This is a genomic window from Pseudomonas sp. LFM046 (assembly GCF_000949385.2).
Classification (GTDB): domain Bacteria; phylum Pseudomonadota; class Gammaproteobacteria; order Pseudomonadales; family Pseudomonadaceae; genus Metapseudomonas.
This window is the reverse complement of the sequence record NZ_JYKO02000001.1, coordinates 1392759-1411935: the sequence shown is the minus strand read 5'-3', so window position 1 is coordinate 1411935 and position 19177 is coordinate 1392759. Positions and strand designations below refer to the sequence as shown.

20 protein-coding genes are annotated in these 19177 nt (G+C 65.1%); 5 read left to right on the top strand and 15 right to left on the bottom strand.

Features of this window, described 5'->3' with window-relative positions:
* Nucleotides 1-40 precede the first annotated feature (40 nt).
* Nucleotides 41-610 carry an antibiotic biosynthesis monooxygenase gene (locus TQ98_RS06615; protein WP_044872522.1) on the bottom strand — a complete coding sequence of 190 codons (570 nt, stop codon included), beginning with the start codon at nucleotides 608-610 and terminating at the stop codon, nucleotides 41-43.
* A gap of 195 nt (nucleotides 611-805) precedes the next feature.
* Between TQ98_RS06615 and TQ98_RS06610 the strand changes: the two genes are divergently transcribed.
* A complete protein-coding gene (locus tag TQ98_RS06610) occupies nucleotides 806-1186 on the top strand; it encodes an AraC family transcriptional regulator (RefSeq protein WP_044871666.1) in 381 nt (126 codons plus the stop codon).
* Here TQ98_RS06610 and TQ98_RS06605 read toward each other — a convergent pair.
* Complete coding sequence (locus TQ98_RS06605; RefSeq protein WP_052659168.1) at nucleotides 1152-2534, bottom strand: winged helix-turn-helix domain-containing protein; 1383 nt, start codon at nucleotides 2532-2534, stop codon at nucleotides 1152-1154. The genes TQ98_RS06610 and TQ98_RS06605 overlap by 35 nt on opposite strands.
* Nucleotides 2535-2711: 177 nt before the next feature.
* Entirely contained in the window at nucleotides 2712-3662 is a 951-nt protein-coding gene (locus TQ98_RS06600) for a GlxA family transcriptional regulator (RefSeq protein WP_044871665.1), read from the bottom strand.
* A 251-nt stretch (nucleotides 3663-3913) separates the two neighbouring features.
* Here TQ98_RS06600 and TQ98_RS06595 point away from each other — a divergent pair, with 251 nt between their 5' ends.
* Nucleotides 3914-4567: a hydrolase gene (locus TQ98_RS06595; protein ID WP_044871664.1), complete on the top strand. Its 654-nt coding sequence runs from the start codon at nucleotides 3914-3916 to the stop codon at nucleotides 4565-4567.
* 149 nt (nucleotides 4568-4716) lie between these two features.
* Here TQ98_RS06595 and TQ98_RS06590 read toward each other — a convergent pair whose 3' ends face one another.
* From TQ98_RS06590 to TQ98_RS06580, 3 genes are all read right to left on the bottom strand, one after another.
* On the bottom strand, nucleotides 4717-5625 hold the full coding sequence (locus TQ98_RS06590) for a LysR family transcriptional regulator (RefSeq protein WP_044871663.1): 909 nt from the start codon (nucleotides 5623-5625) through the stop codon (nucleotides 4717-4719).
* Nucleotides 5626-5771: 146 nt separating this feature from the next.
* Nucleotides 5772-6884 (bottom strand): alkene reductase, encoded by a 1113-nt coding sequence (locus TQ98_RS06585; protein ID WP_044871662.1) that lies wholly within the window; start codon nucleotides 6882-6884, stop codon nucleotides 5772-5774.
* Nucleotides 6885-6911: 27 nt separating this feature from the next.
* Nucleotides 6912-7298, bottom strand: coding sequence for a hypothetical protein (locus tag TQ98_RS06580; protein ID WP_044871661.1), 387 nt, complete (start codon nucleotides 7296-7298; stop codon nucleotides 6912-6914).
* 101 nt (nucleotides 7299-7399) lie between these two features.
* Here TQ98_RS06580 and TQ98_RS06575 point away from each other — a divergent pair, with 101 nt between their 5' ends.
* From TQ98_RS06575 to TQ98_RS06565, 3 genes are all read left to right on the top strand, one after another.
* Nucleotides 7400-8320 carry a LysR family transcriptional regulator gene (locus tag TQ98_RS06575; protein ID WP_044871660.1) on the top strand — a complete coding sequence of 307 codons (921 nt, stop codon included), beginning with the start codon at nucleotides 7400-7402 and terminating at the stop codon, nucleotides 8318-8320.
* A gap of 202 nt (nucleotides 8321-8522) precedes the next feature.
* Complete coding sequence (locus TQ98_RS06570) at nucleotides 8523-8936, top strand: DoxX family protein (protein ID WP_044871659.1); 414 nt, start codon at nucleotides 8523-8525, stop codon at nucleotides 8934-8936.
* A gap of 155 nt (nucleotides 8937-9091) precedes the next feature.
* Nucleotides 9092-10672, top strand: a complete 1581-nt coding sequence (locus tag TQ98_RS06565; RefSeq protein ID WP_044871658.1) for an MFS transporter — start codon at nucleotides 9092-9094, stop codon at nucleotides 10670-10672.
* A gap of 160 nt (nucleotides 10673-10832) precedes the next feature.
* On the opposite strand, the gene TQ98_RS06560 is transcribed toward TQ98_RS06565, so the two are convergent.
* The 9 genes from TQ98_RS06560 to TQ98_RS06520 form a co-directional block, all read right to left on the bottom strand.
* Nucleotides 10833-11726 (bottom strand): transporter substrate-binding domain-containing protein, encoded by an 894-nt coding sequence (locus tag TQ98_RS06560; RefSeq protein ID WP_044871657.1) that lies wholly within the window; start codon nucleotides 11724-11726, stop codon nucleotides 10833-10835.
* A complete protein-coding gene (locus tag TQ98_RS06555; RefSeq protein ID WP_044871656.1) occupies nucleotides 11723-12484 on the bottom strand; it encodes an amino acid ABC transporter ATP-binding protein in 762 nt (253 codons plus the stop codon). The genes TQ98_RS06560 and TQ98_RS06555 overlap by 4 nt, the downstream gene beginning before the upstream one ends.
* Nucleotides 12481-13140 (bottom strand): amino acid ABC transporter permease, encoded by a 660-nt coding sequence (locus TQ98_RS06550; protein WP_044871655.1) that lies wholly within the window; start codon nucleotides 13138-13140, stop codon nucleotides 12481-12483. The genes TQ98_RS06555 and TQ98_RS06550 overlap by 4 nt, the downstream gene beginning before the upstream one ends.
* Nucleotides 13121-13786, bottom strand: a complete 666-nt coding sequence (locus TQ98_RS06545) for an amino acid ABC transporter permease (protein WP_044871654.1) — start codon at nucleotides 13784-13786, stop codon at nucleotides 13121-13123. Before TQ98_RS06545 ends, TQ98_RS06550 begins: the two co-directional genes overlap by 20 nt.
* A complete protein-coding gene (locus tag TQ98_RS06540; protein ID WP_044871653.1) occupies nucleotides 13783-15000 on the bottom strand; it encodes a threonine synthase in 1218 nt (405 codons plus the stop codon). Before TQ98_RS06540 ends, TQ98_RS06545 begins: the two co-directional genes overlap by 4 nt.
* A gap of 129 nt (nucleotides 15001-15129) precedes the next feature.
* Nucleotides 15130-15996: an ABC transporter permease gene (locus tag TQ98_RS06535; protein ID WP_044871652.1), complete on the bottom strand. Its 867-nt coding sequence runs from the start codon at nucleotides 15994-15996 to the stop codon at nucleotides 15130-15132.
* A gap of 13 nt (nucleotides 15997-16009) precedes the next feature.
* Nucleotides 16010-16867 carry an ABC transporter ATP-binding protein gene (locus tag TQ98_RS06530; RefSeq protein ID WP_044871651.1) on the bottom strand — a complete coding sequence of 286 codons (858 nt, stop codon included), beginning with the start codon at nucleotides 16865-16867 and terminating at the stop codon, nucleotides 16010-16012.
* A gap of 4 nt (nucleotides 16868-16871) precedes the next feature.
* Entirely contained in the window at nucleotides 16872-17918 is a 1047-nt protein-coding gene (locus tag TQ98_RS06525; RefSeq protein ID WP_103102894.1) for an ABC transporter substrate-binding protein, read from the bottom strand.
* Between the two features lie 43 nt (nucleotides 17919-17961).
* Nucleotides 17962-18852 carry a TauD/TfdA family dioxygenase gene (locus TQ98_RS06520; protein ID WP_044873016.1) on the bottom strand — a complete coding sequence of 297 codons (891 nt, stop codon included), beginning with the start codon at nucleotides 18850-18852 and terminating at the stop codon, nucleotides 17962-17964.
* Between the last annotated feature and the right edge of the window lie 325 nt (nucleotides 18853-19177).

Here is a 19177-nt window from a genome sequence, read left to right as displayed (position 1 = left end):
TCGATGTCGGGATGGGCGACGATGCGGCGCCCTGAGAAATTCACTCGTTGCTGAGCCATCCCGCGCACAGGCGAGTCGCCCAGGGCATGATCAGAAACACCACCGGCAGGACGATGCACAGGGTGATCAGCAGGTTGCTGGGCACCACTCCACCCAGGATCGGGTAGCGATCGAACACCGGCGCCCAGAGGCGCGGGACCAGCATCGTCAGCGGGCAGATCACCAGGTACGTGAGCACTGCCTGCTTCCACTTGGGAGGCGGACGAACGCCGCCGCGGCCCGGCGTAAACCAGAACTCGGCGTCGTTATGGATCAAGGGGTGGTCGCCCTCTTCCAGCAATGGCTGCACCTCTTCGATCAGCGCAGCGCGGTCGGGCGAGTCGATCCACGCCTGCAGTTGCGCGCTCTGGGCGAAACGGACCACGGTGGTGAACAACACCCCACAACCGTCCGGGCGGATTACGTTCACGCCCAGGTGTCCAGGCCAGCGCCGCGCCGCCTTGACCGCCCGGCGCAACCACGCTTCGTACTGCGGCAGCGACTCGCCCCGCACCTTGTGCTGGATCACCAGAGTCACCACGTTGTTCAGGTCGATGGCATCGGTGCTCATATGCATCCCGTAGGCTCGTCCGTCGATGCCGACAACTATGCCCCCTGCTGTAGCGCCGGGATTGGACGCATGTGCTACGACGGCAAGCCCCCTTCGCGAACGCCCGTTAACCAGGTTTAACCGGCATTAACTGGCCGCTTGCATCGCCTTCCCCAACCATCTGTTCCATGCATTTGGAACAGGGAGTGGACGAGCATGCTGCAGACCGACATTGCCACGATGCGGTACGCCGTCGAGCCGCCCAGACGCGGCCTCGACCCCTGGCAGCGCGAGCGTGCTCTTGCCCTGCTGCTAGAGCATCTGGACGTTGGCATCGACGTGACCACCCTGGCCCGCGCGTGTGGCCTTTCGCGCAGCGACTTCAGCCGCAAGTTCAAGGTCAGCACCGAGCATTCGCCGCAGGCCTGGCTGCGCTTGCAGCGCGTTGAAAAGGCCAAGCGCCTGCTGGCCGAGGCGCGTCTGCCACTGGCGGAAATCGGTCTGGAGTGCGGGTTCTGCGACCAGGCTCACTTCTGCCGGATCTTCACCCGGCTGGAAGGCGTCACGCCGCGGGGATGGCGGCGCCTGGCGAGTTGAGCGGGACACCTTGAAGGACGTAGGCGCGCGCGGTGTTGGGTACCCGGTACGCCATTCCGCGCTCCCCCTGCTCCACCATCAGGAGCGACTTGTCGGCCAGTTGGCGGACTGCGGCGAAGATGCATTCGGGACACAGTCGAGTGTCATCCAGCACGTCCACGGCCGCATCCAGGGTGAACGCTCCCTTCAACCGAGCCAATAGCCGCAGGCACAGCTGCTCGCTGGTGCTCAGCTGGCCGAAGCTCCAATCGTACGTGGCACGCAGGCATTGCTGACGCGCCGGAGCGGTCCGCCTTCCGGGCATCAGCAGGTGGTACTGGGTATCCAGCAGTGCCGCCAGATCGATAAGCCCCAATACGCCTACCTGCCGGGCGGCTATCTCGATGGCCAGGGGAATGCCGTCCAACCGCTGGCAGATCTCGATGATGGCCCGGACCTGAGCCCGACGCAGCTGAAAGCGCTGCGAAACTTCGCGGGCACGCTGCACGAACAATTGCACGGCCGGATAGGTAATGGCCTGTGCCAGAGGCACCTCGTCGCACGATGGCGCTTGCAGCGGTGGCAGGCGCAGCACGTGCTCACCCTCGGCGCTCAGCGGTTCACGACTGGTGGCCAGTACGTGCAATGCCGGATGCAGGCGCAGCAGATGCTCCACCGCTTCTGCGCAGACTTTCGCCAGGTGTTCGCAATTGTCGAGCAGCAGCAGCGTAGGTTGCCCCGTTGGTTCGCCGAGCATACGCGCGAGGGTATGGTGCAGCGACACACCGTCGGGATCCTTCGACAGGTCGAGAAAGCACGTCTGGGTGAAATGCGTCCGAGCCTTGTCGGCGGCGTGGATCGCCAGCGAAGTCTTGCCCATGCCACCCGGCCCCACCAGCGTCAGCAGACGGGTGCGGGGCAGCTGCACGACCAACTGCCGGATGAGGTCCTCGCGCCCCACCAAGCCCATCAGCATCACCGGGAGATTGCTCAGTTGCGTCTCGCGAAACCGCGTTGCCGGTGACTCGGCCAGGGTCTCGACCACGCCGACAAAACCGTATCCGCGCAGGGGCACATTGGCGATGTAGCGTTCGCCGGTTCGTCCCTCGCCGAGGGCTCGACGCAGGGCGGCGATGTGCACCCGCAGGTTGATCTCCTCAACCACGGTTGCACCCCAGACCTGGGCGATGATGGTGTCTTTACTGATGATTTCGCCGGGCCGCGCGATCAGCACCTGAAGGATGTCCAGGGCACGGCTTCCGATACGCACGGGCCGGTCGCCCTGCAGCAACCGGCGCTTGTAGGGGTAGAAGCGGAAGCGCCCGAATTGCAGGATGGTCTCGGTGCCAAAGTCTGTGTTTGCGCTCATCTTCCATTCTTCTCTTGAATCAGCGGACCGCTCTAAGCTGGGGCTTCCAGGCGATGCCACAACGCTCGGGCGGATGCTCTTCATTGAAGTTGAAGAAATATTGGCGCCCCCCGGACAGCCGCGCAATTCAGCCGGGGGGATGGATTCAGCCAATCTGGATGCGCGAAACGGTCAACCTCAACTGAAGTGCTGGCGATACTGGCTCGGGGTCATGCCAATGCGCTCGCCGAATACCGTGCGCATGTGCCGGGCACTGCCGAAGCCGCTGCGGCAGGCCACCACCTTCAGAGGCAAATCACTGCTCTCCAGCAGCTTGCGGGCATGGTCGATGCGCGCGTTCTGCACATACTGCATGGGCGTGAGCTTCACTTCGCGCTGGAACGCCCGTGCGAAGTTGCGCGGGCTCATCGCCACCAGTTCGGCCAACCGATTGACCGACAACGGCTCGTCGATATGGTCCACCACGTAGGCCTGGGCCTGGGCAATCGCCGAACCATCGCGCACAACCGCCGCCAGCAGCGGTCCGTAGGGGTTCTGGCCACCCTGGCGCTTCATCACGACCAGCAGCACCTTGGCTACTTCCAGCGCCACCTCCTTGCCGTGGTCCTCGGCGACCACGGCAAGGGCCATGTCGATGCCGGCTGTGACGCCACCCGAGGTGATCAGGTTGCGGTCGACGACATAGATCTGCTCAGCCTCGACCCGAGTGGCCGGGAAGCGCGCGGCCAACCGCGTCAGATAATTCCAGTGGGTGGTACAGCGATGCCCGTCGAGCAGCCCCGCCTCACCGAGCAGGAAGGTACCCGTGCAAATCCCTCCGTAACGCCGTGCACTGCGCGCCGCGCCGGGCAACCAGGCGGTGAGCACCGCGCACGGGGCGTTGTACGCCCCCGGCCCGCCCGGCACCAGCAGCAGATCGACGCTGGCCGGCAGCTCTTCCAGCGGCAGATCCGCCTGCAGATTCAACCCGCTGGAGGCGCGCACGCTGCCGCCATCCACCGCTGCGGTCAGCAGCCGGTAATGGCGCTCCGGCGGCAAAAAGCGGTTGGCCATGGAGAACACCTCCAATGGCCCCGAAACATCAAGCGCCAGGACATCGCCATAGAGCACCATTACCACCGTCTTCATCGAACCACCTTTCCTGCAATCACACGCTTCGGGCCCCTGGCAGAATTGCGCCGCCCGCGTCTTGAGAACGCCAATCTACCTAGCCCATACGACAGCGAATAGAACGTTTTCACCCTTGTCTGCACCGTGTGCCGAGCACATCGGTCCAAGAAATGCCTTGCCGCCGGAATCCATAGTTTCAGCGTCCCGTCGGCCCCAGGCCGGCGATTCCTCGCGCTGGAACTGCGCACACCACCCAAGGAGATACGCCCATGGCCACCGCTTCCGCCGTTCCCGGCAAGACCCTGCTGACCCCCACCGACCATACCCTGATCATGATTGACCACCAGTCACAGATGTCGTTCGCGACCAAGTCGATCGACGCGGTAACCCTGCGCAACAACGCCGCGCTGGTTTCCAAGGCAGCCAAGGAATTCGGTGTCTCCACCATCCTCACAACCGTAGCCGAGAAGAGTTTCTCGGGCCCGATCTTCGATGAGATCAAGTCGGTCTTCCCGGATCACAACGTCATCGACCGCACCAGCATGAATACCTGGGAGGACCCACGAATTGCTGTCGAAGTGAACCGGTTCGGCAAGCAGAAGATCGTCCTGGCCGGCCTGTGGACTTCCGTGTGCATCGTCGGCCCGGCTCTGTCCGCGCTGGACCAGGGCTTCGAGGTCTACGTGATCGCTGACGCCTGTGGCGACGTTTCCACCGAAGCCCACGACATGGCACTGCAGCGCATGATCCAGCTTGGCGCGCGCCCCATGACCTCGCTGCAATACCTGCTGGAACTGCAACGCGACTGGGCCCGTGGCGAAACCTATGACCAGACCGTGAAGACCTCCATCGAGCACGGTGGTGCCTACGGCCTGGGCCTGATCTACGCCAAGACCATGTTCAACGCCAGCGAAGGCCACTGAGCCCAAGCGGGGAGCGGCACCGCCGCTCCCTTCATCACCATCCTTTTCTCAAGCCACGGGTTCGCCCCCGTGCAGCAACCTCATCGGCGGGCCGGCTCCATCAGCAGGGCCAGCCACCGCGAACACCAGGCATCGCGTGGCCGCCCGTACTATTCCGGCACCTGCATGAACTCGATCATGCGCTCGCGCAGCCAGCGCTCGGCCGGGTCGTTGTCGTGGGCCCCACTCCAGACCATCGACAGCTCCGCCGGCTTGATCTCCAGGGGGGCATCCTCGGCACGCAGGCAGCTGTCCTCCACCAAGGTGCAGGCGGCGTAATCAGGCACCGTGGCGATCATTTCGGTATTGCGCAGCAACGCTCGCAAGCTGCCGAACTGGGGTACGGCGAGTACCACGCGGCGGCTGCGGCCGATGCGCTCCAGATCGAGGTCGATTGCGCCGTTCAGATCACCGGAGAACGACACCATCACATGGGGCCGCGCGCAGTATTCATCCAGCGTGAGCGGGCCGGGACGGTTGTCGCCGCGCAGCACCTTTACACCGATATCACGCAGTTTGCGGCGCTTGGCGTTGGCCGGCAGGTCCGTGGTGTAGCTCACCCCGACGGTGATCTCGCCCGAGGACAGCAACGACGGCATCAGCAAATAGTTGGCGCGGCGCACCACGACGACGATGTTTGGCGCCTCTTCCTGCAACCTGGCGAGCAGGGCCGGAAACAGGCCGAACTCGGCGTCGTCGGACAGACCCAGGCGAAAGGTATTGCTGCTGCTGGCCGGATCGAAGCTCCTGGCCCGGCTCACCGCGGCGGATATCACATCCATCGCCGGACGCAGTTCTTCGAGGATGTGCAGCGCCCGCGAGGTGGGCTCCATGCCCCGGCCACTACGCACCAGCAGCGGATCGTCGAACAGGTCGCGCAGGCGGCCCAAGGCGGCGCTGACGGTGGATTGGGTGATGAAGAGCTTCTCGCCGACGCGGGTAAGGTTCCGTTCCGCCATCAGCGATTCGAAGATCACCAACAGGTTCATGTCCAGGCGGCGCAGGTCGTTTCGGTTCATGGTCCATCGTTCCCAAGGCTGACGCGCCAATCGAACACATATGCAGGCGTATTTCCAGTACCGGTGTGCTCGGCCGCAGCACAGGGGAACGGCGATCATCGAAGGTCCGGGACCACCGCCTGCGGCGAACTGGATGTGCCCTGGGCTCAGCCGTGCAGCGGGTAATCGGTGTAGCCGCGATGGTCACCACCGAAGAAGCTCGCTGGATCAGGCGTGTTGAGGGGCAGGTCCTCCCTCAGGCGACGAGGCAGATCCGGGTTGGCGATGAAGGGCCGCCCAAAGGCGATCAGGTCTGCCCGCCCACTGGCAAGTGCCTCCTCCGCACTCTTCGCGTCAAAGCCACCGGCCAGGATCAGCACGCCGCGCCAGGTGCGGCGCAAGTCGCGAATGATGAGGTCCCAGCGCGGATCCGCCTGCTCGTCCTTCACGGTCCCCACCATCATCGGCTCGACCAGGTGCAGGTAGGCCAGTCCGTAGCGATTGAGCCCTTCGACGATGTAGCCGAAGGTCTCTTCCGGCGTGTCGTCGCCCATCCCCATGAAACGCCCCATGGGGGTGAGGCGCACGCCGACACGGTCGGCACCCACCTCATCAACCACCGCTTCGACGATCTCGAACAACAGCCTGGCCCGATTGCGGTAGTGGCCGCCATAGGCATCCTGGCGGTGGTTGCTCTGGCTGTTGATGAACTGGTCGATCAGGTAGCCGTTGCCGGCGTGGATCTCGATGCCGTCCATGCCTGCGCGCATTGCGTTCCGCGCCGCCTGGCGATAGTCCTCGACGATGGCGCGGATGCCTTCCAGGGTGAGTGCCTGGGGTACCGGGATATCCCCCCAGACGCCCTGCCCGTTTGCATCGACGATGAAGGTCTTGCCCGGCACCGACAACGCACTGGGTGCCACCGGTAGCGCGCCGCCGGGCTGGAAGCTGGGGTGCGAAACCCGGCCCACGTGCCAGAGCTGCATGAAGATCAGCCCGCCGGCTCCGTGCACCGCGTCGGCCACCTCGTGCCAGCCGTCGATCTGGGCCTGGCTGTAGATGCCCGGCGTCCAGGCGTAGCCCTGGCCCTGGCGGGAAACCTGCGTCGCCTCGGTGACGATCAGCGCGGCACTGGCGCGTTGGCGGTAGTACTCGATGTTCAGTGCAGTCGGCACGTCGCCCGGCTGGCCGGCGCGCGAGCGGGTCAGCGGCGCCATCGCCACGCGGTGGGGCAAGGTGAAGGGGCCGACGGTAATCGGCTGGAACAGGTTCTGGGTCATCTCGGATGCTCCGTTTCGGGGTGAACATCAGCTCGCACAGTGAGCTGGCCGGCGGTGGAACAGGAGGTGGTCGCCGATTTCGCGGCCATGGTCATAAAGGCTTCGTCCGAGCGCGACCTGGGGCGCTTCCCAGCGCGCCAGCGCCTTGTCGGGGTCGTTTGGAAATCGCTCGAGTGCCCTGACCAGCGTCAGCGCATTGCTCGCCGCCTTCGATGTACTGGCGGCGGTATGCGGACGGGGTATGGCGGCGGCATCGCCAAGCAGAAGAACGCGTCGATCCACCATTCGCGCCATGGCGAGATCGCGAATGGCCTGTTCAGGTTGCAGCAGGTTGCCGGCGAACAGGCCACCCAGGGAGCCGCCGATGACCAGCGCGCGACGTGCGGACTGCGGTGGAATGTTCAGGTCAGGCATGGTTTCGTCCTCCGGTTGGGAGGCAATCTATGCTTGACTCTGTTGATTGATAATCCGGCAGAATCGGGCAACTTCGTTGCGCAGAACGCAAAGGCTGATCCATGGATAGTTTTGCTGCACTCAAGGCGTTCACCGCCACCGTGGAAGCAGGCGGCTTCGCGTCGGCCGGCCGGCAGATGGGCGTGGCGACCTCCTCGGTCACCCGGCAGGTGGATGCCCTGGAGCAACACCTGGGCACGCGGCTGCTCAATCGCTCGACCCGACGGGTCACGCTCACGGCGGCCGGGGAAAGCTACTACGAGCACGCGGTACGCCTGCTGGCGGACCTGGAAAGCGCCAACCTGGAGGTCAGCGAAGCCGAAGGGCCACCTCGCGGCCTGCTCCGTGTCAGCCTTCCGGTAGTCTTCGGGCAGTTGCACATCGCTCCCGGCCTGCATGCCTTCAACGAGCGCTACCCCGGCATCACGCTGGACCTGGTGCTATCCGACGATGTGGCTGACCTGGTGGAACAGCGGCTCGATCTCACCATTCGCTTGGGCAGCGTCGATTCCCCCCATGTCGTGGCCCGGCGGATGGCGCCACATCGCCGCTTGCTCTGCGCCAGCCCGGACTACCTGCGCCGCCACGGCGTTCCCCGCTCCCCCGCCGACCTCCCGCACCATGCCTGCCTGACCTTCGCCTACGCGCGCGGCAGCCGGCTGTGGCACTTCAGCGGACCCAGCGAAGAATGCGTGCACGTGAGCGGCCCCATACGCGCCAATAATTCACAGGTGCTGCGCGAAGCCGCACTCGACGGCATGGGCCTGATCCTGATGGCCAGTTGGCTCCTGGGAGAGGACATCGAGGCCGGCAGGCTGCAGGTGGTTCTTCCGCAATGGACGGCCGGGCTCGACAGTGAGGACGGCGGCGTGTACGCCCTGTACCTGCCGAACCGGCGCAACTCGAAGAAGGTCCGGGCATTCATCGACTTCTTCTCAGAGCGCTTTGGCGATCCGCCTTACTGGGACCACGCTTCCCCATGAAACGACCCGCCGATGACGCGCGCGGGAGTGCTCGCTCTCCCGTAGCTATCCCGTCCAGATGGCGGCGCTTTCATCAGTCAGGCGCTCCGGACTGACGGGGACATCGGTCGAACGGTTTTTCCAATCCAGCACATCGATACAAGAAGCAAACGGGTCCATGGCTCATCGTCATGGTCTTCAAACAAACCTGGAAGATGACGCCATGCACCGTTCTTCAATCGACTGGGCCCTGCTGTTCCTGCGTGTGTCCGGCTGCCTGCTCCTGCTCTGGGTCCATGGCTTGCCCAAGCTGCTGAATTTCAGCCACGAGCTGACCGTCATCGAGGACCCATTCCACTTCGGCGCCTGGCCCACACTGAGCCTGGCGATCTTCGCCGAAGTGCTGTGCCCTCTGCTGGTCATCCTCGGCGTGCTGACGCGGCTGGCCTGCCTCCCGATCCTGGCAGTGCTGCTGGTTTCGCTGTTCTTCGTGCATCCGGAATGGAGCCTGGCCGAAGGACAGTTCGCCTGGTTGCTGCTGATCATCTTCGTCACGGTGCTCATCGCCGGACCGGGCCGCTTGTCCATCTACGGCAAGGTGCTGGAGCACAGACCCTCGCCTGCGTGGCTCTCCTGACTGCCCAGCCTGTTCTGGTGCCGCGTCATGCCTCGGCCCCTGAAATGCCCAGTCCTGTTGGCCCCCCTGATCGGGATACTTGACGCCCAGGCTGCGGGTGACCTCGACCGGCTATGCCTGATTCTCGAATACCCTCTGAAAGGTTGGCTCTGACCATGCCCCAACCCGCCACCTCCCCCTGGAGTCCACTGCGCCAGGCCACCTTCCGCTGGCTGTGGCTGGCCAGCATCGCCTCGAACATCGGTACCTGGATGCACGAAGTAGGTGCCGGCTGGCTGATGACCTCCTTGTCGGCCAGCCCCTTGAACGTCGCCCTGGTGCAGGTGGCCAGTTCACTGCCGATGTTTTTCCTGGCGTTGCCGGCCGGCGCCCTGGCGGACATCGTCGACAAACGCCGCTACCTGCTTGGCGTGCAGTTCTGGATGGCGGCGGTGGCCACGCTGCTGGCGGCACTTACCCTGCTCGGACTGACGACGACTTGGCTGCTGTTGGGGTTGACCCTGTGCATGGGCATCGGCACCGCACTGATGATGCCCGCCTGGAGTGCAACCATCCCGGAGCTGGTGGGCAAGGGCGAATTGCCGGCAGCGGTGGCGCTGTCCAGCGTTGGCGTCAACCTGGCAAGAGCGGTCGGCCCGGCCATCGCCGGCGTGCTGGTCAGCCTCGTCGGCACCTGGCTGACCTTCGCCCTGAACGCGCTGTCGTTCTTCGCGGTGATCGGTGTGCTGCTGGCCTGGAAGCGTGAAACGAAGCCTTCGGTGCTGCCAGCCGAACGGCTGCTCGGCGCGCTGCGCGCCGGCTGGCGTTACAGCCGCAGCTCGCGCCCCTTGCAGGCGGTGCTGGTGCGCGCGCTGGCGTTCTTTCTCGGCGCCAGCGCCGGCATGTCGTTGCTGCCCCTGATCGTGCGCGGCGAACTCCAGGGCAGCGCCATCGACTTCGGCCTGCTGCTCGGCAGCGTCGGCGTCGGTGCGGTCCTCGGCGCCGCATTCCTGCCAGCCCTGCGCGAGCGACTCGGCAGTGACCGCCTGGTGGTGCTCTCCAGCGCGGTCTACGCGCTGGTGCTGATCGCCCTGGCGCTGCTGCGCAACCTGTACCTGCTGATCCCGGTGATGCTGCTCAGTGGCGCGGCCTGGATCGCCGTGCTGTCCAGCCTGCAAGTGGCGGCCCAGACCTCGGTGCCGGCCTGGGTCCGGGCGCGGGCGCTGTCCGTGTACATCCTGGTGTTCTTTGGCAGCATGGCCGCCGGTGGCACCCTGTGGGGCCTGGTGGCCAGCCGCGCCTCGATCCCCCTCGCGCTGCTGTGCGCCAGCGCGGTACTGCTGCTGGGCTTGCTCGCCAGCCTGCGTTTCCGGCTACCGGTCACCGATGCGGAAGACCTGGCGCCGTCGCTGCACTGGCCGGCGCCGATCCTTGTCGAAGGCGTGGATCAGGAACGCGGCCCGGTGCTGATCACCCTGGAGTACGACATCGATCCGGAAAAGGCGGCAGCCTTTCAGGATGCGATGAGGGACGTACGCGGCATGCGCAAGCGCAACGGGGCGATCTCCTGGGAACTGGTGCAGGACAGCGAGAACCCGCGTCATTGGCTGGAACTCTTCGTCGATGAGTCCTGGCTGGAGCACCTGCGCCACCACCAACGGGTCACGCGCGGCGAACTGAAGATCGAAGCGGCCGCACGCCAGTTCCAGACCTCGGGCGTGGACATCCGCATCCGCCACTACCTCAAAGGAGCATGACGTCTGCGGGGGGCATTGCAGGCTTCATCCTTGATGCGGATTCGCGGACGGCGCGCCACTTCAAGCCCCGCGTGAAGAAACCGAATTATTCGAGATCGCCGGACGAGCAAAAATGCAGAGCCCGCCATATCGGCGGGCTCTGCACTTATCGGAAGAGGGATCAGCCTTCCCACTTGCCGCCTTCGACGATGACCGACTTCGGATCGGTCCCGTCGGCCAGCTCCTTGCGCACGTACTGATCGTAGAGCTTGAGCAGGAACTGCTCCTCACCCAGCTTGGCCAGCTCGGTATTGACCCAGTCACGCAGCTCGATGTTGCCCCTCTTCACTGCCGGGGCGATCGGGGCCTCGTTGCCGAGCTTGTCGGCCAGCACGCGGTAGCCCGGGTTCTGCTTGGCCCAGCTGAACAGCACCAGGTTGTCCTGGGCGTAGGCATCGCCTCGGCCATTGGCCAGTGCCTGGAGGGACTCGGAGTTCTTCTCGAACTTGACCAGCTTCCAGTTCGGGCGGTTCTGGGTCAGCCAGAGGTCGGCAGTGGTGCCGGCGGTGACGATGATGGTCTTGTCGGCCAGGTCATCAAGCTTCTGCACCGGGCTGCCTTCCGGGACTATGGCCTGCACGGCGACGCGCAGGTTGGGGTTGGTGAAGTCCACCGCCTCGGCGCGCTCCGGCGTCACGGTCATGTTGGCGAGAATCAGGTCCACCTTGTCACTCTGCAGGAAGGGAATGCGGCTGGCGGGCTCCACCACCACGAATTCCACTTTCTTCTCGTCACCGAGCAGGTCCTTGGCGAAGCGTTTGGCGATGTCGGTGTCGAAGCCGACGTAGTTGCCCTGCTCGTCCACGAAGCCGAACGGCGGCTTGTCGCTGAACACGCCGACCACCAGTTTGTCGCGCGCCTTGATCTTGTCCAGGTAGCCGGCGCTGGGCGCGGCTTCCTTGGCCGGAGCCGGGGTGGCCTCCTTGGTCGCTTGCTTGGGCGCATCCGAGTTACCGCAACCGACCAGGATGCCGGCGGCGAGCAAGGGGAAAATAAGGGCTGTTCCAAGTTTCATGACAATTTCCTTCCAGGCTTGTTTTCCACGTAGGAGAACTTCTCCAGGAACTGCTGCGCGCGTGCGGTTTGCGGGTTGCTGAAAAAGGTTTCGGGGTCGTTCTGTTCGGCGATCACGCCGCCGTCCATGAACAGGATTCGGTCGGCCACCGCGCGGGCGAAGGCCATTTCATGGGTGACGATGAGCATGGTCATGCCACCCTCGGCGAGGTCCTGAATGACCTCCAGCACCTCCTTGACCATCTCCGGGTCGAGTGCCGCGGTGACCTCGTCGAAGAGCATCACCTCGGGGTTCATGCACAGGGCGCGGACGATGGCGATGCGCTGCTGCTGGCCACCGGAAAGCTCACGCGGATAGGCATGACGCTTGTCCAGCAGGCCGACCCGGGCGAGCAGCGATTCGGCCTGAGCCAGGGCCTCGCCGGAGGCGCGCTTCTGTACCTTGAGCGGGCCGAGCAGGATGTTTTCCAGCACCGTCTTGTGGGGGAACAGGTGGTAGCTCTGGAAGACCATGCCGATGCGCTGGCGTACGTCGCGCCAGTCGGTCTTGCCGTTCAGTTCGCGGCCGGCGAAACGCAGGCTGCCGCCCTGCCCTTCCTCCAGGCCATTGAGGCAACGCAACAGGGTGCTCTTGCCGCAGCCGCTGGGGCCGAGGATCACCACCACCTCGCCGCGCCGGATTTGCAGGTCCACCTCCCGCAGTACCTGGGTGGCGCCGAAGCGCTTGCTGAACGAAGACAGTTCGATCAAGGCGGTCATGGGTGACTCCAACGACGCTCCAGCACGCGCGATGCGGCCGACAGCGGATAACAGAGCAGGAAGAAGAAAACGAATAGGAAGCCGTAGATCAGCACCGACTCGTAGGTGCGTTCGATGATCTGCTGACCCACCTTGATGACATCCACCACGCCGATCAGCACCGCCAGCGAGCTGGTCTTGATGATCCGCGTGTAGACGTTGATGGTCGGCGGTGTGATGCGCTTGAGCGCCTGGGGCAGCAGCACCTCGGCGTAGAGCCGGGGCAGGTCGAGGCCGATGGCCAGGCCCGCTTCGCGCTGCCCGCGCGGCAGGGAACGCAGGCCTCCACGGACTACCTCACCCACCTCGCTGGCCCCCCAGAGCGACAGCACCAGCACCGCGCACCAGAAGCTCGGCACGCTGACGCCGAGAAAGATCGGCAAGCCGAAGAAGAACAGGTACAGCCAGACCAGCACCGGGATGGCGCGAAACAACTCCAGGTAAATGCGCAGCGGCAGCTCCAGCCAGGGCTTGCCGAGACTGCGCAGCACGCCGTAGAGCACGCCGCCAACGCTGCTGAAGAGGATCGCCGTGGCCGAGATGGACAGCGTCTCCCAGGCGCCCCGGGCCAATTGCGGCGCCGAAACCAGGAGCAACTCAAGACCCGAACTGGCCATGCTGCAGCCTCCTTTCCAGACGGCCCAGCACCATCGATAGCGGCACGAACAACAGCACGCAGAGCGCGGTCATGACCGCCAGCATTTCATAGGTCTTGTAGTACAGGGCGATGTTGCTCTTGGTGGTGTAGAGAATTTCCGGCACCGCCACCGCCGAGACCACAGTGGTTTCCTTGAGCAGGAAAATGAAGTTGGCGAACAGCGCCGGCAGGCTGAGGATGCCCGCCTGGGGCAGGATCACGTGGCGCAGCAGTTGCCAGCGCGACAGCCCGATGGACAGCCCGGACTCGATCTGCGCCTTGGGTACCGCCTCTACCCCGGCGCGCAGCACCTCGGTGAGGTAGGCACCACCGAGGAAGGTCATGGCGATGATGGCGGAGCTGAACCCGGACAGGCGGATGCCGGCGCCGGGCAACGCGAAGTAGATGAAGAACAGCTGGATCAGCAGCGGCGTGTTGCGCGCCACCTCGATATACCCCTTCACCAGCGGGCGTAGCAGCGGCAAGCGCAGCACCAGGATCGTCGCATTGACCAGCGCCACCAGCAGGGAGGTGGCGATGGCGATCGCCCCCACCTGCACGGTCACCCCGACGGCCTTGGCAAAGGCCGGCAAGGTGGAAATCACAAAGATCCAGTCGAAACTCATCGGGGCAGTCTCTCCCCCGGCTGCAACAGCGGCACGTCCACTTGCACGGTGTCCGGATACTTGATGCCGGCGCCGGTGTTGAGCACCACCACGCGCTCGCCGTCCCTGATCCAGCCGCCCTCGCGCAGCTTGCGCGCGGCGGCGTAGAGGGCAGCCCCCTCGGGGCAGACGAAGGCGCCTTCCAGCTCGGCCACCTTGCGCTGTTCGGCCAGCAGCTCGGCGTCGTCCACGGCGATGGCGTAGCCCTCACTCTCGTACAGCGCGCGCAGCACCAGGAAGTCGCCCAGGGCCTTGGGCACGTTGATGCCGAAGGCGACGGTGCGCGAGTCCTGCCAGAATTCCGATGCCTCCGCCCGCGCCTCCCAGGCCCGGACTATGGGCGCGCAGCCGCTGGCCTGCACCGCCACCAGGCGCGGCAGCGGACGGTCGGCGGGAATCCAGCCGAGTTCGCGCAGCTCCTGGAAGGCCTTGTGGATGCCAATCAGCCCCACCCCGCCACCGGTGGGATAGAGGATCACATCGGGCAAGCGCCAGCCGAACTGCTCGGCAATCTCCAGCCCCATGGTCTTCTTGCCTTCGATGCGGTACGGCTCCTTGAGCGTGGAGGCGTCGTACAGGCCGCCTTCGGCCACCGCCTGCGCCACCTGCTTGCCGGCATCGGAGATCAGGCCGTCGACCAGGAACAGGCGAGCACCGGAGATGGCGGTCTCGTTGCGGGTAATGAGCGGGGCGTCCTCGGGCATCACCACTGTGGCCTGGATGCCGGCCCGCGCGGCATACAGCGACCAGGCCGCGCCGGCATTGCCATTGGTGGGCATGGCCAGGGCGCGCACGCCCAGTTCCTTGGCCTTGGAAACACCCACCGCCGCGCCACGGGCCTTGAAGGAGCCGGTGGGAATGATGCCCTCGTCCTTCAGCCAGAGGTCGTCGATGCCGAGGTCCTGGCCGATGCGCGGCGTCTTGAACAGGGGCGTGAAACCTTCGCCGAGGCTCACCACATGGGCCGGGTCCAGCACCGGCAGCAGTTCGTGGTAGCGCCACAGGCTGGCCTCGCGGCCGATCAGGTCGGCAGGCTTCCAGGCCTCGCGCAGGGCGTCGAGGTCGTAGTCCACCAGCAGCGGCGCACCAACGTCGCTGAGCTGCTGGATGCGATCGGCGTCGTAGCGCTCGCCGGTTTTCGGACAGTAAAGGTGGGACAAGTAGCTATAGGGCATGGGAAACACCAGGCAGGGAAAGGGTTTGGAACGCGGCACGGATCGTAGGGCGGGCTTGAGCCCACCATTGGAGTTGGTGGGCTGAAGCGGAACGCCGCCCGGCCCACCCACCGCTTGCGACACGCTCACTCACCGCTGCATCCCCCAGCGCTTGACGGTCACCCGCTCCAGGCTGGCGAACACCAGGTACTCCATCAGCAGGCCGATCAGGATCACCGCGATGAGTCCGGCGAACACCTTGTCGGTGTAGAGCTCGTTGCGGTTCTGGAAGATGTACCAGCCCAGGCCGCCCTTGCCGCTGGTCGCGCCGAACACCAGTTCGGCGGCGATCAGGGTGCGCCAGGCGAAGGCCCAGCCGATTTTCAGGCCGGCGAGGATCGACGGCAGCGCCGCCGGAATGAGGATGTGCAGCACGAAGCGCAGGCCCTTGAGGCCGTAGTTGCGCCCGGCCATGCGCAGGGTTTCGGAAACCCCGAGGAAGCCGGCGTAGGTATTCAGCGCCAGCGCCCAGAGCACCGAGTGCACCAGCACGAAGATCAGGCTGTTCTCGCCCAGGCCGAACCAGAGCAGCGCCAGCGGCAGCAGCGCTATGGCCGGCAGCGGGTTGAACATGGCGGTCAGGCTGGACAGCAGGTCGCGGCCCAGTTGGGTGGACACCGCCAGGGTGGTGAGCAGGAACGCGAGGACGATGCCGATCAGGTAGCCCTTGACCAGCACAACCAGTGAAATCGCGACCTTCTGCAGCAGCTCGCCACTGGCCAGGCCCTCGGCGAAGGCGCGGATGGTCTGCAGGAAACCCGGCAGCAGCAAGTCGTTGGCCTGGTAACGCGCCACCAGTTCCCAGACCAGGGCGAGCAGCGCCAGGATCACCAGCTTGCGCAGCCACCCCTGTTGCCAGATGCGCTGGTGCAGGGGAAGCGGAAGCTCCAGGGGCAGGTTGTCGAGAGGCGCAAGGGTGATTTCATATTCCTCGCGGCGAACGCCGGAAACACTCATGGGGATTCTCTCGTCAGTAGGCGATGCGGATGTCCTGGAAACCCAGGTCGGACTCGGGTGCAGCCCCGTCCTCCTGGTCGAACAGCAAACGGTGGATACGCTGGGCGGCGTTCTGGAACGCCACGCCCCCCAGGCTGTGCAGGTCGAACCGGTCGCTGCTGATTTCCGCCCGCACCCGCCCCGGATGGGGCGACAGCAGCAGGATGCGGTTGCCCACGACCAGCGCCTCCTCGATGGAGTGGGTGACGAACAGCAGGGTGAAGCGCACCTCCTCCCAGAGTTGCAGCAGCTCCTCCTGCATCTTGCGCCGGGTCAGGGCGTCCAGCGCGGCGAAGGGCTCGTCCATCAGCAGGATCTTCGGCTGCATCGCCAGCGCCCGGGCGATGGCCACCCGCGCCTTCATGCCGCCGGACAGGGTGTGCGGATAGGCCTCGGCGAAACCGGCCAGGCCGACCTTCTCCAGATAGTGCAGCGCACGCTCCTCGGCCTCCTGGCGTCTGGCGGTGCGCGAGGCCAGCAGCGGGAACATGACGTTCTCCTTCACCGTCTTCCAGGGCGGCAGCTGGTCGAATTCCTGGAACACCACGATGCGGTCGGGGCCGGGTTCGCGGACCAGTGCGCCGTCCAGGCGGATGCGCCCGGCACGCGGGGCGATGAAGCCAGCCACCGCCTTGAGCAGGGTCGACTTGCCGCAGCCCGAAGGCCCGAGCAGGACGAAGCGATCCGCCGGGTCCACTTCGAAACTCACGCCATGGGTTGCCCGCACCACCCGTTGCGGCGTGCGGTATTCGAGGTTCACCGACTCCACCTGCAGCAACGGCTGCAGGTGCGTGAGCGTGCTGGCCGTGCGGCCTTGCAGCGGGGCATTCATCTCATCAGCTTCCTTGCAGCGGGTGCGCTTCGTCCTGGAAGAAGTAGTCCTGCCAGGAAGCCGGTTTGTTCTTGATGGCGCCGACGCGGTGCAGGAAATCCGCCAGCGGGTAGGTGTTGGTGGGGTTCACGCTGAACTGGATCTGCTCGTTGCCGATCACCTTCAGCAGGTCCTCGCGGCTGACCTTGGCGCCTGTCACGCGGATATAGGTGTCGGCGGCCGCGCCCTTGTCCTTCTGGGCGAAGTCGGCGGCCTCGGCCAGCGCGGCGACGAAGGCCTTGTAGGTCTTCGGGTTGTCCTGGCGAAACTTCTCGGTGGTGTAGAGCACGGTGGGCGAGTTCGGGCCGAGCAGTTCGTAGGTGTCGAGCACCACGTGCACGTCAGGGTTCTCCAGGGCCTGGTTCTGGAACGGCGGGTTGGAGAAGTGCCCGGTCAGCTCGGTGCCGCCGGCCTTCAACGCGGCAGTGGCGTCGGGGTGCGGCAGGGCCACGGTGTACTTGTCCAGACGGTCGTACGCCTTGTCGCCCCACTGCTTGGCGGCGGCGTACTGGAGGAAGCGCGACTGCACGGAAACGCCCACGGCGGGCACGGCGATGCGGTCCTTGTCGCTCAGGTCGGCGATTGTCTTGACCTTGGGATTGTTGCTCACCAGGTAGTAGGGGAAGTTGCCCAGGGATGCCACACCCTTGACGTTCTGCCGGCCGTGGGTGCGGTCCCAGATGGTCAGCAGGGGGCCGATGCCGGCGCCGGCAATGTCGATGGAGCCGGCCAGCAGCGCATCGTTCACCGCGGCTCCGCCGGACAGCTGGGTCCAGTCCACCTTGATGTCGAGGCCCTCGGCCTTGCCGTGCTTCTCGATCAGGTGCTGGTCGCGGACCACGTTGAGCAACAGGTAGACCACGCCGAACTGTTCGGCGATGCGGATCTCGCCTTCGGCCTGGGCCACGGAGGGCGTCGCGAGCCCCGCCGTCAACAGGCTGAGACCGAGGCCCAGGGTGCCGGCCAGTCGGCCAAAGCGCGGAATGAAAGGAAAGCGTTTGCCTAGAGACATATGAAGCTCCATGAAAAAGGGATCGCGAGAAAGGCTCAGCGGATCAGAACGGGGCGTCGCCCTGGATGGTGGTGCGGTGCATGCGCCGGCGCAGGTGGTTGGGGCAGCCGGTGGCCAGGTGGATCAGCGCGCGGTTGTCCCAGAACACCAGGTCGTGGGGCTGCCACGGGTGGCGGTAGATAAATTCGGGGCGGGCGCTGTGGGCGAACAACTCGGCGAGGATCTGCCGGCTTTCGTCCTCGGGGATATCGAGGATGTGGGTGGTGAAGTTCTCGTTGACGAACAGCCCCTTGCGGCGCGTTTCCGGGTGCGTGCGCACCACCGGGTGGACCACCGCCTTGACCTCGGCGAGCTGGGCTGCGGTGAGCTGGGGTCGCTGGATGCCCGCAAACACTTCGTCGGCGTAGCGCGCCGTGTAGGAGTGGGACGCGCGCTTGCCTTCGATGGCCTGGCGCAGGGCCGCCGGCAGGGTGTCGTAAGCCAGGTGCTGGTTGGCGAACAGGGTGTCGCCGCCCTCCTCCGGCAGCTCCTGGGCGAGCAGCATGGAGCCCAGGCTCGGCAATTCCTTGTACGACAGGTCCGAGTGCCAGAACTTGCCGGCATCGCCCAGGCCGACGGGACGGCCGTTCTCGACAATGTTGGAAATGATGAAGACCTCGGGGTGCCCTGCCAGCAGGAACTGCTTGAGCACATGGATCTGCAGGGGGCCGAAGCGGCGGCTGAAGGCGATCTGTTGTTCGGGGGTGATGCGCTGGTCGCGGAACACCAGCACGTGATGGTCCAGATGGGCGCGGTGGATGCGGGCGAAATCCGCTTCGACCAGGGGCCGGGACAGGTCCAGGCCGATCACCTCGGCCCCCAGGGCGGCGCCGGCGAAGGGACGAATCTCGAACGACTGCGGCTCTGCCGCAGAAAGGCTTTGTGCCACGGACATGGCGACTCTCCATGCATTAACTGCGCGTTCATGGCGCGCATCGATCAAGAACCGCGGGGTGTCCGCAAAGGTTCATCGAGCGGCGCGCCGATTGGTCGGCAGGTACGCATGGAGAAACAGTATCGAAATAAGAAAATTAATTTAAATATCGTTTGGGAATAAACATATGGCGACCACTTCTCTCCGCCACCTCTCATTCCACCACCCGCTATCGCGCGTCCTAGAGCCACCTCGATCCTAGGAAGCCTCAATCACCAGTCAACACAATATGGAATAAACAAATTCTAATTCAGTATTTATTGTTCTAAGGCGGAGCGACTAGGCT

Bases quoted from the DNA above. Each gene is read 5' to 3' on its own strand.
- TQ98_RS06555 (WP_044871656.1), bottom strand. From the start codon at position 12,484: ATGACCGCCTTGATCGAACTGTCTTCGTTCAGCAAGCGCTTCGGCGCC.
- TQ98_RS06570 (WP_044871659.1), top strand. From the start codon at position 8,523: ATGCACCGTTCTTCAATCGACTGGGCCCTGCTGTTCCTGCGTGTGTCC.
- TQ98_RS06520 (WP_044873016.1), bottom strand. From the start codon at position 18,852: ATGTCCGTGGCACAAAGCCTTTCTGCGGCAGAGCCGCAGTCGTTCGAG.
- TQ98_RS06585 (WP_044871662.1), bottom strand. From the start codon at position 6,884: ATGACCCAGAACCTGTTCCAGCCGATTACCGTCGGCCCCTTCACCTTG.
- TQ98_RS06525 (WP_103102894.1), bottom strand. From the start codon at position 17,918: ATGTCTCTAGGCAAACGCTTTCCTTTCATTCCGCGCTTTGGCCGACTG.
- TQ98_RS06530 (WP_044871651.1), bottom strand. From the start codon at position 16,867: ATGAATGCCCCGCTGCAAGGCCGCACGGCCAGCACGCTCACGCACCTG.
- TQ98_RS06595 (WP_044871664.1), top strand. From the start codon at position 3,914: ATGGCCACCGCTTCCGCCGTTCCCGGCAAGACCCTGCTGACCCCCACC.
- TQ98_RS06535 (WP_044871652.1), bottom strand. From the start codon at position 15,996: ATGAGTGTTTCCGGCGTTCGCCGCGAGGAATATGAAATCACCCTTGCG.
- TQ98_RS06605 (WP_052659168.1), bottom strand. From the start codon at position 2,534: ATGAGCGCAAACACAGACTTTGGCACCGAGACCATCCTGCAATTCGGG.
- TQ98_RS06610 (WP_044871666.1), top strand. From the start codon at position 806: ATGCTGCAGACCGACATTGCCACGATGCGGTACGCCGTCGAGCCGCCC.
- TQ98_RS06560 (WP_044871657.1), bottom strand. From the start codon at position 11,726: ATGAAACTTGGAACAGCCCTTATTTTCCCCTTGCTCGCCGCCGGCATC.
- TQ98_RS06565 (WP_044871658.1), top strand. From the start codon at position 9,092: ATGCCCCAACCCGCCACCTCCCCCTGGAGTCCACTGCGCCAGGCCACC.
- TQ98_RS06575 (WP_044871660.1), top strand. From the start codon at position 7,400: ATGGATAGTTTTGCTGCACTCAAGGCGTTCACCGCCACCGTGGAAGCA.
- TQ98_RS06580 (WP_044871661.1), bottom strand. From the start codon at position 7,298: ATGCCTGACCTGAACATTCCACCGCAGTCCGCACGTCGCGCGCTGGTC.
- TQ98_RS06590 (WP_044871663.1), bottom strand. From the start codon at position 5,625: ATGAACCGAAACGACCTGCGCCGCCTGGACATGAACCTGTTGGTGATC.
- TQ98_RS06545 (WP_044871654.1), bottom strand. From the start codon at position 13,786: ATGAGTTTCGACTGGATCTTTGTGATTTCCACCTTGCCGGCCTTTGCC.
- TQ98_RS06600 (WP_044871665.1), bottom strand. From the start codon at position 3,662: ATGAAGACGGTGGTAATGGTGCTCTATGGCGATGTCCTGGCGCTTGAT.
- TQ98_RS06540 (WP_044871653.1), bottom strand. From the start codon at position 15,000: ATGCCCTATAGCTACTTGTCCCACCTTTACTGTCCGAAAACCGGCGAG.
- TQ98_RS06550 (WP_044871655.1), bottom strand. From the start codon at position 13,140: ATGGCCAGTTCGGGTCTTGAGTTGCTCCTGGTTTCGGCGCCGCAATTG.
- TQ98_RS06615 (WP_044872522.1), bottom strand. From the start codon at position 610: ATGAGCACCGATGCCATCGACCTGAACAACGTGGTGACTCTGGTGATC.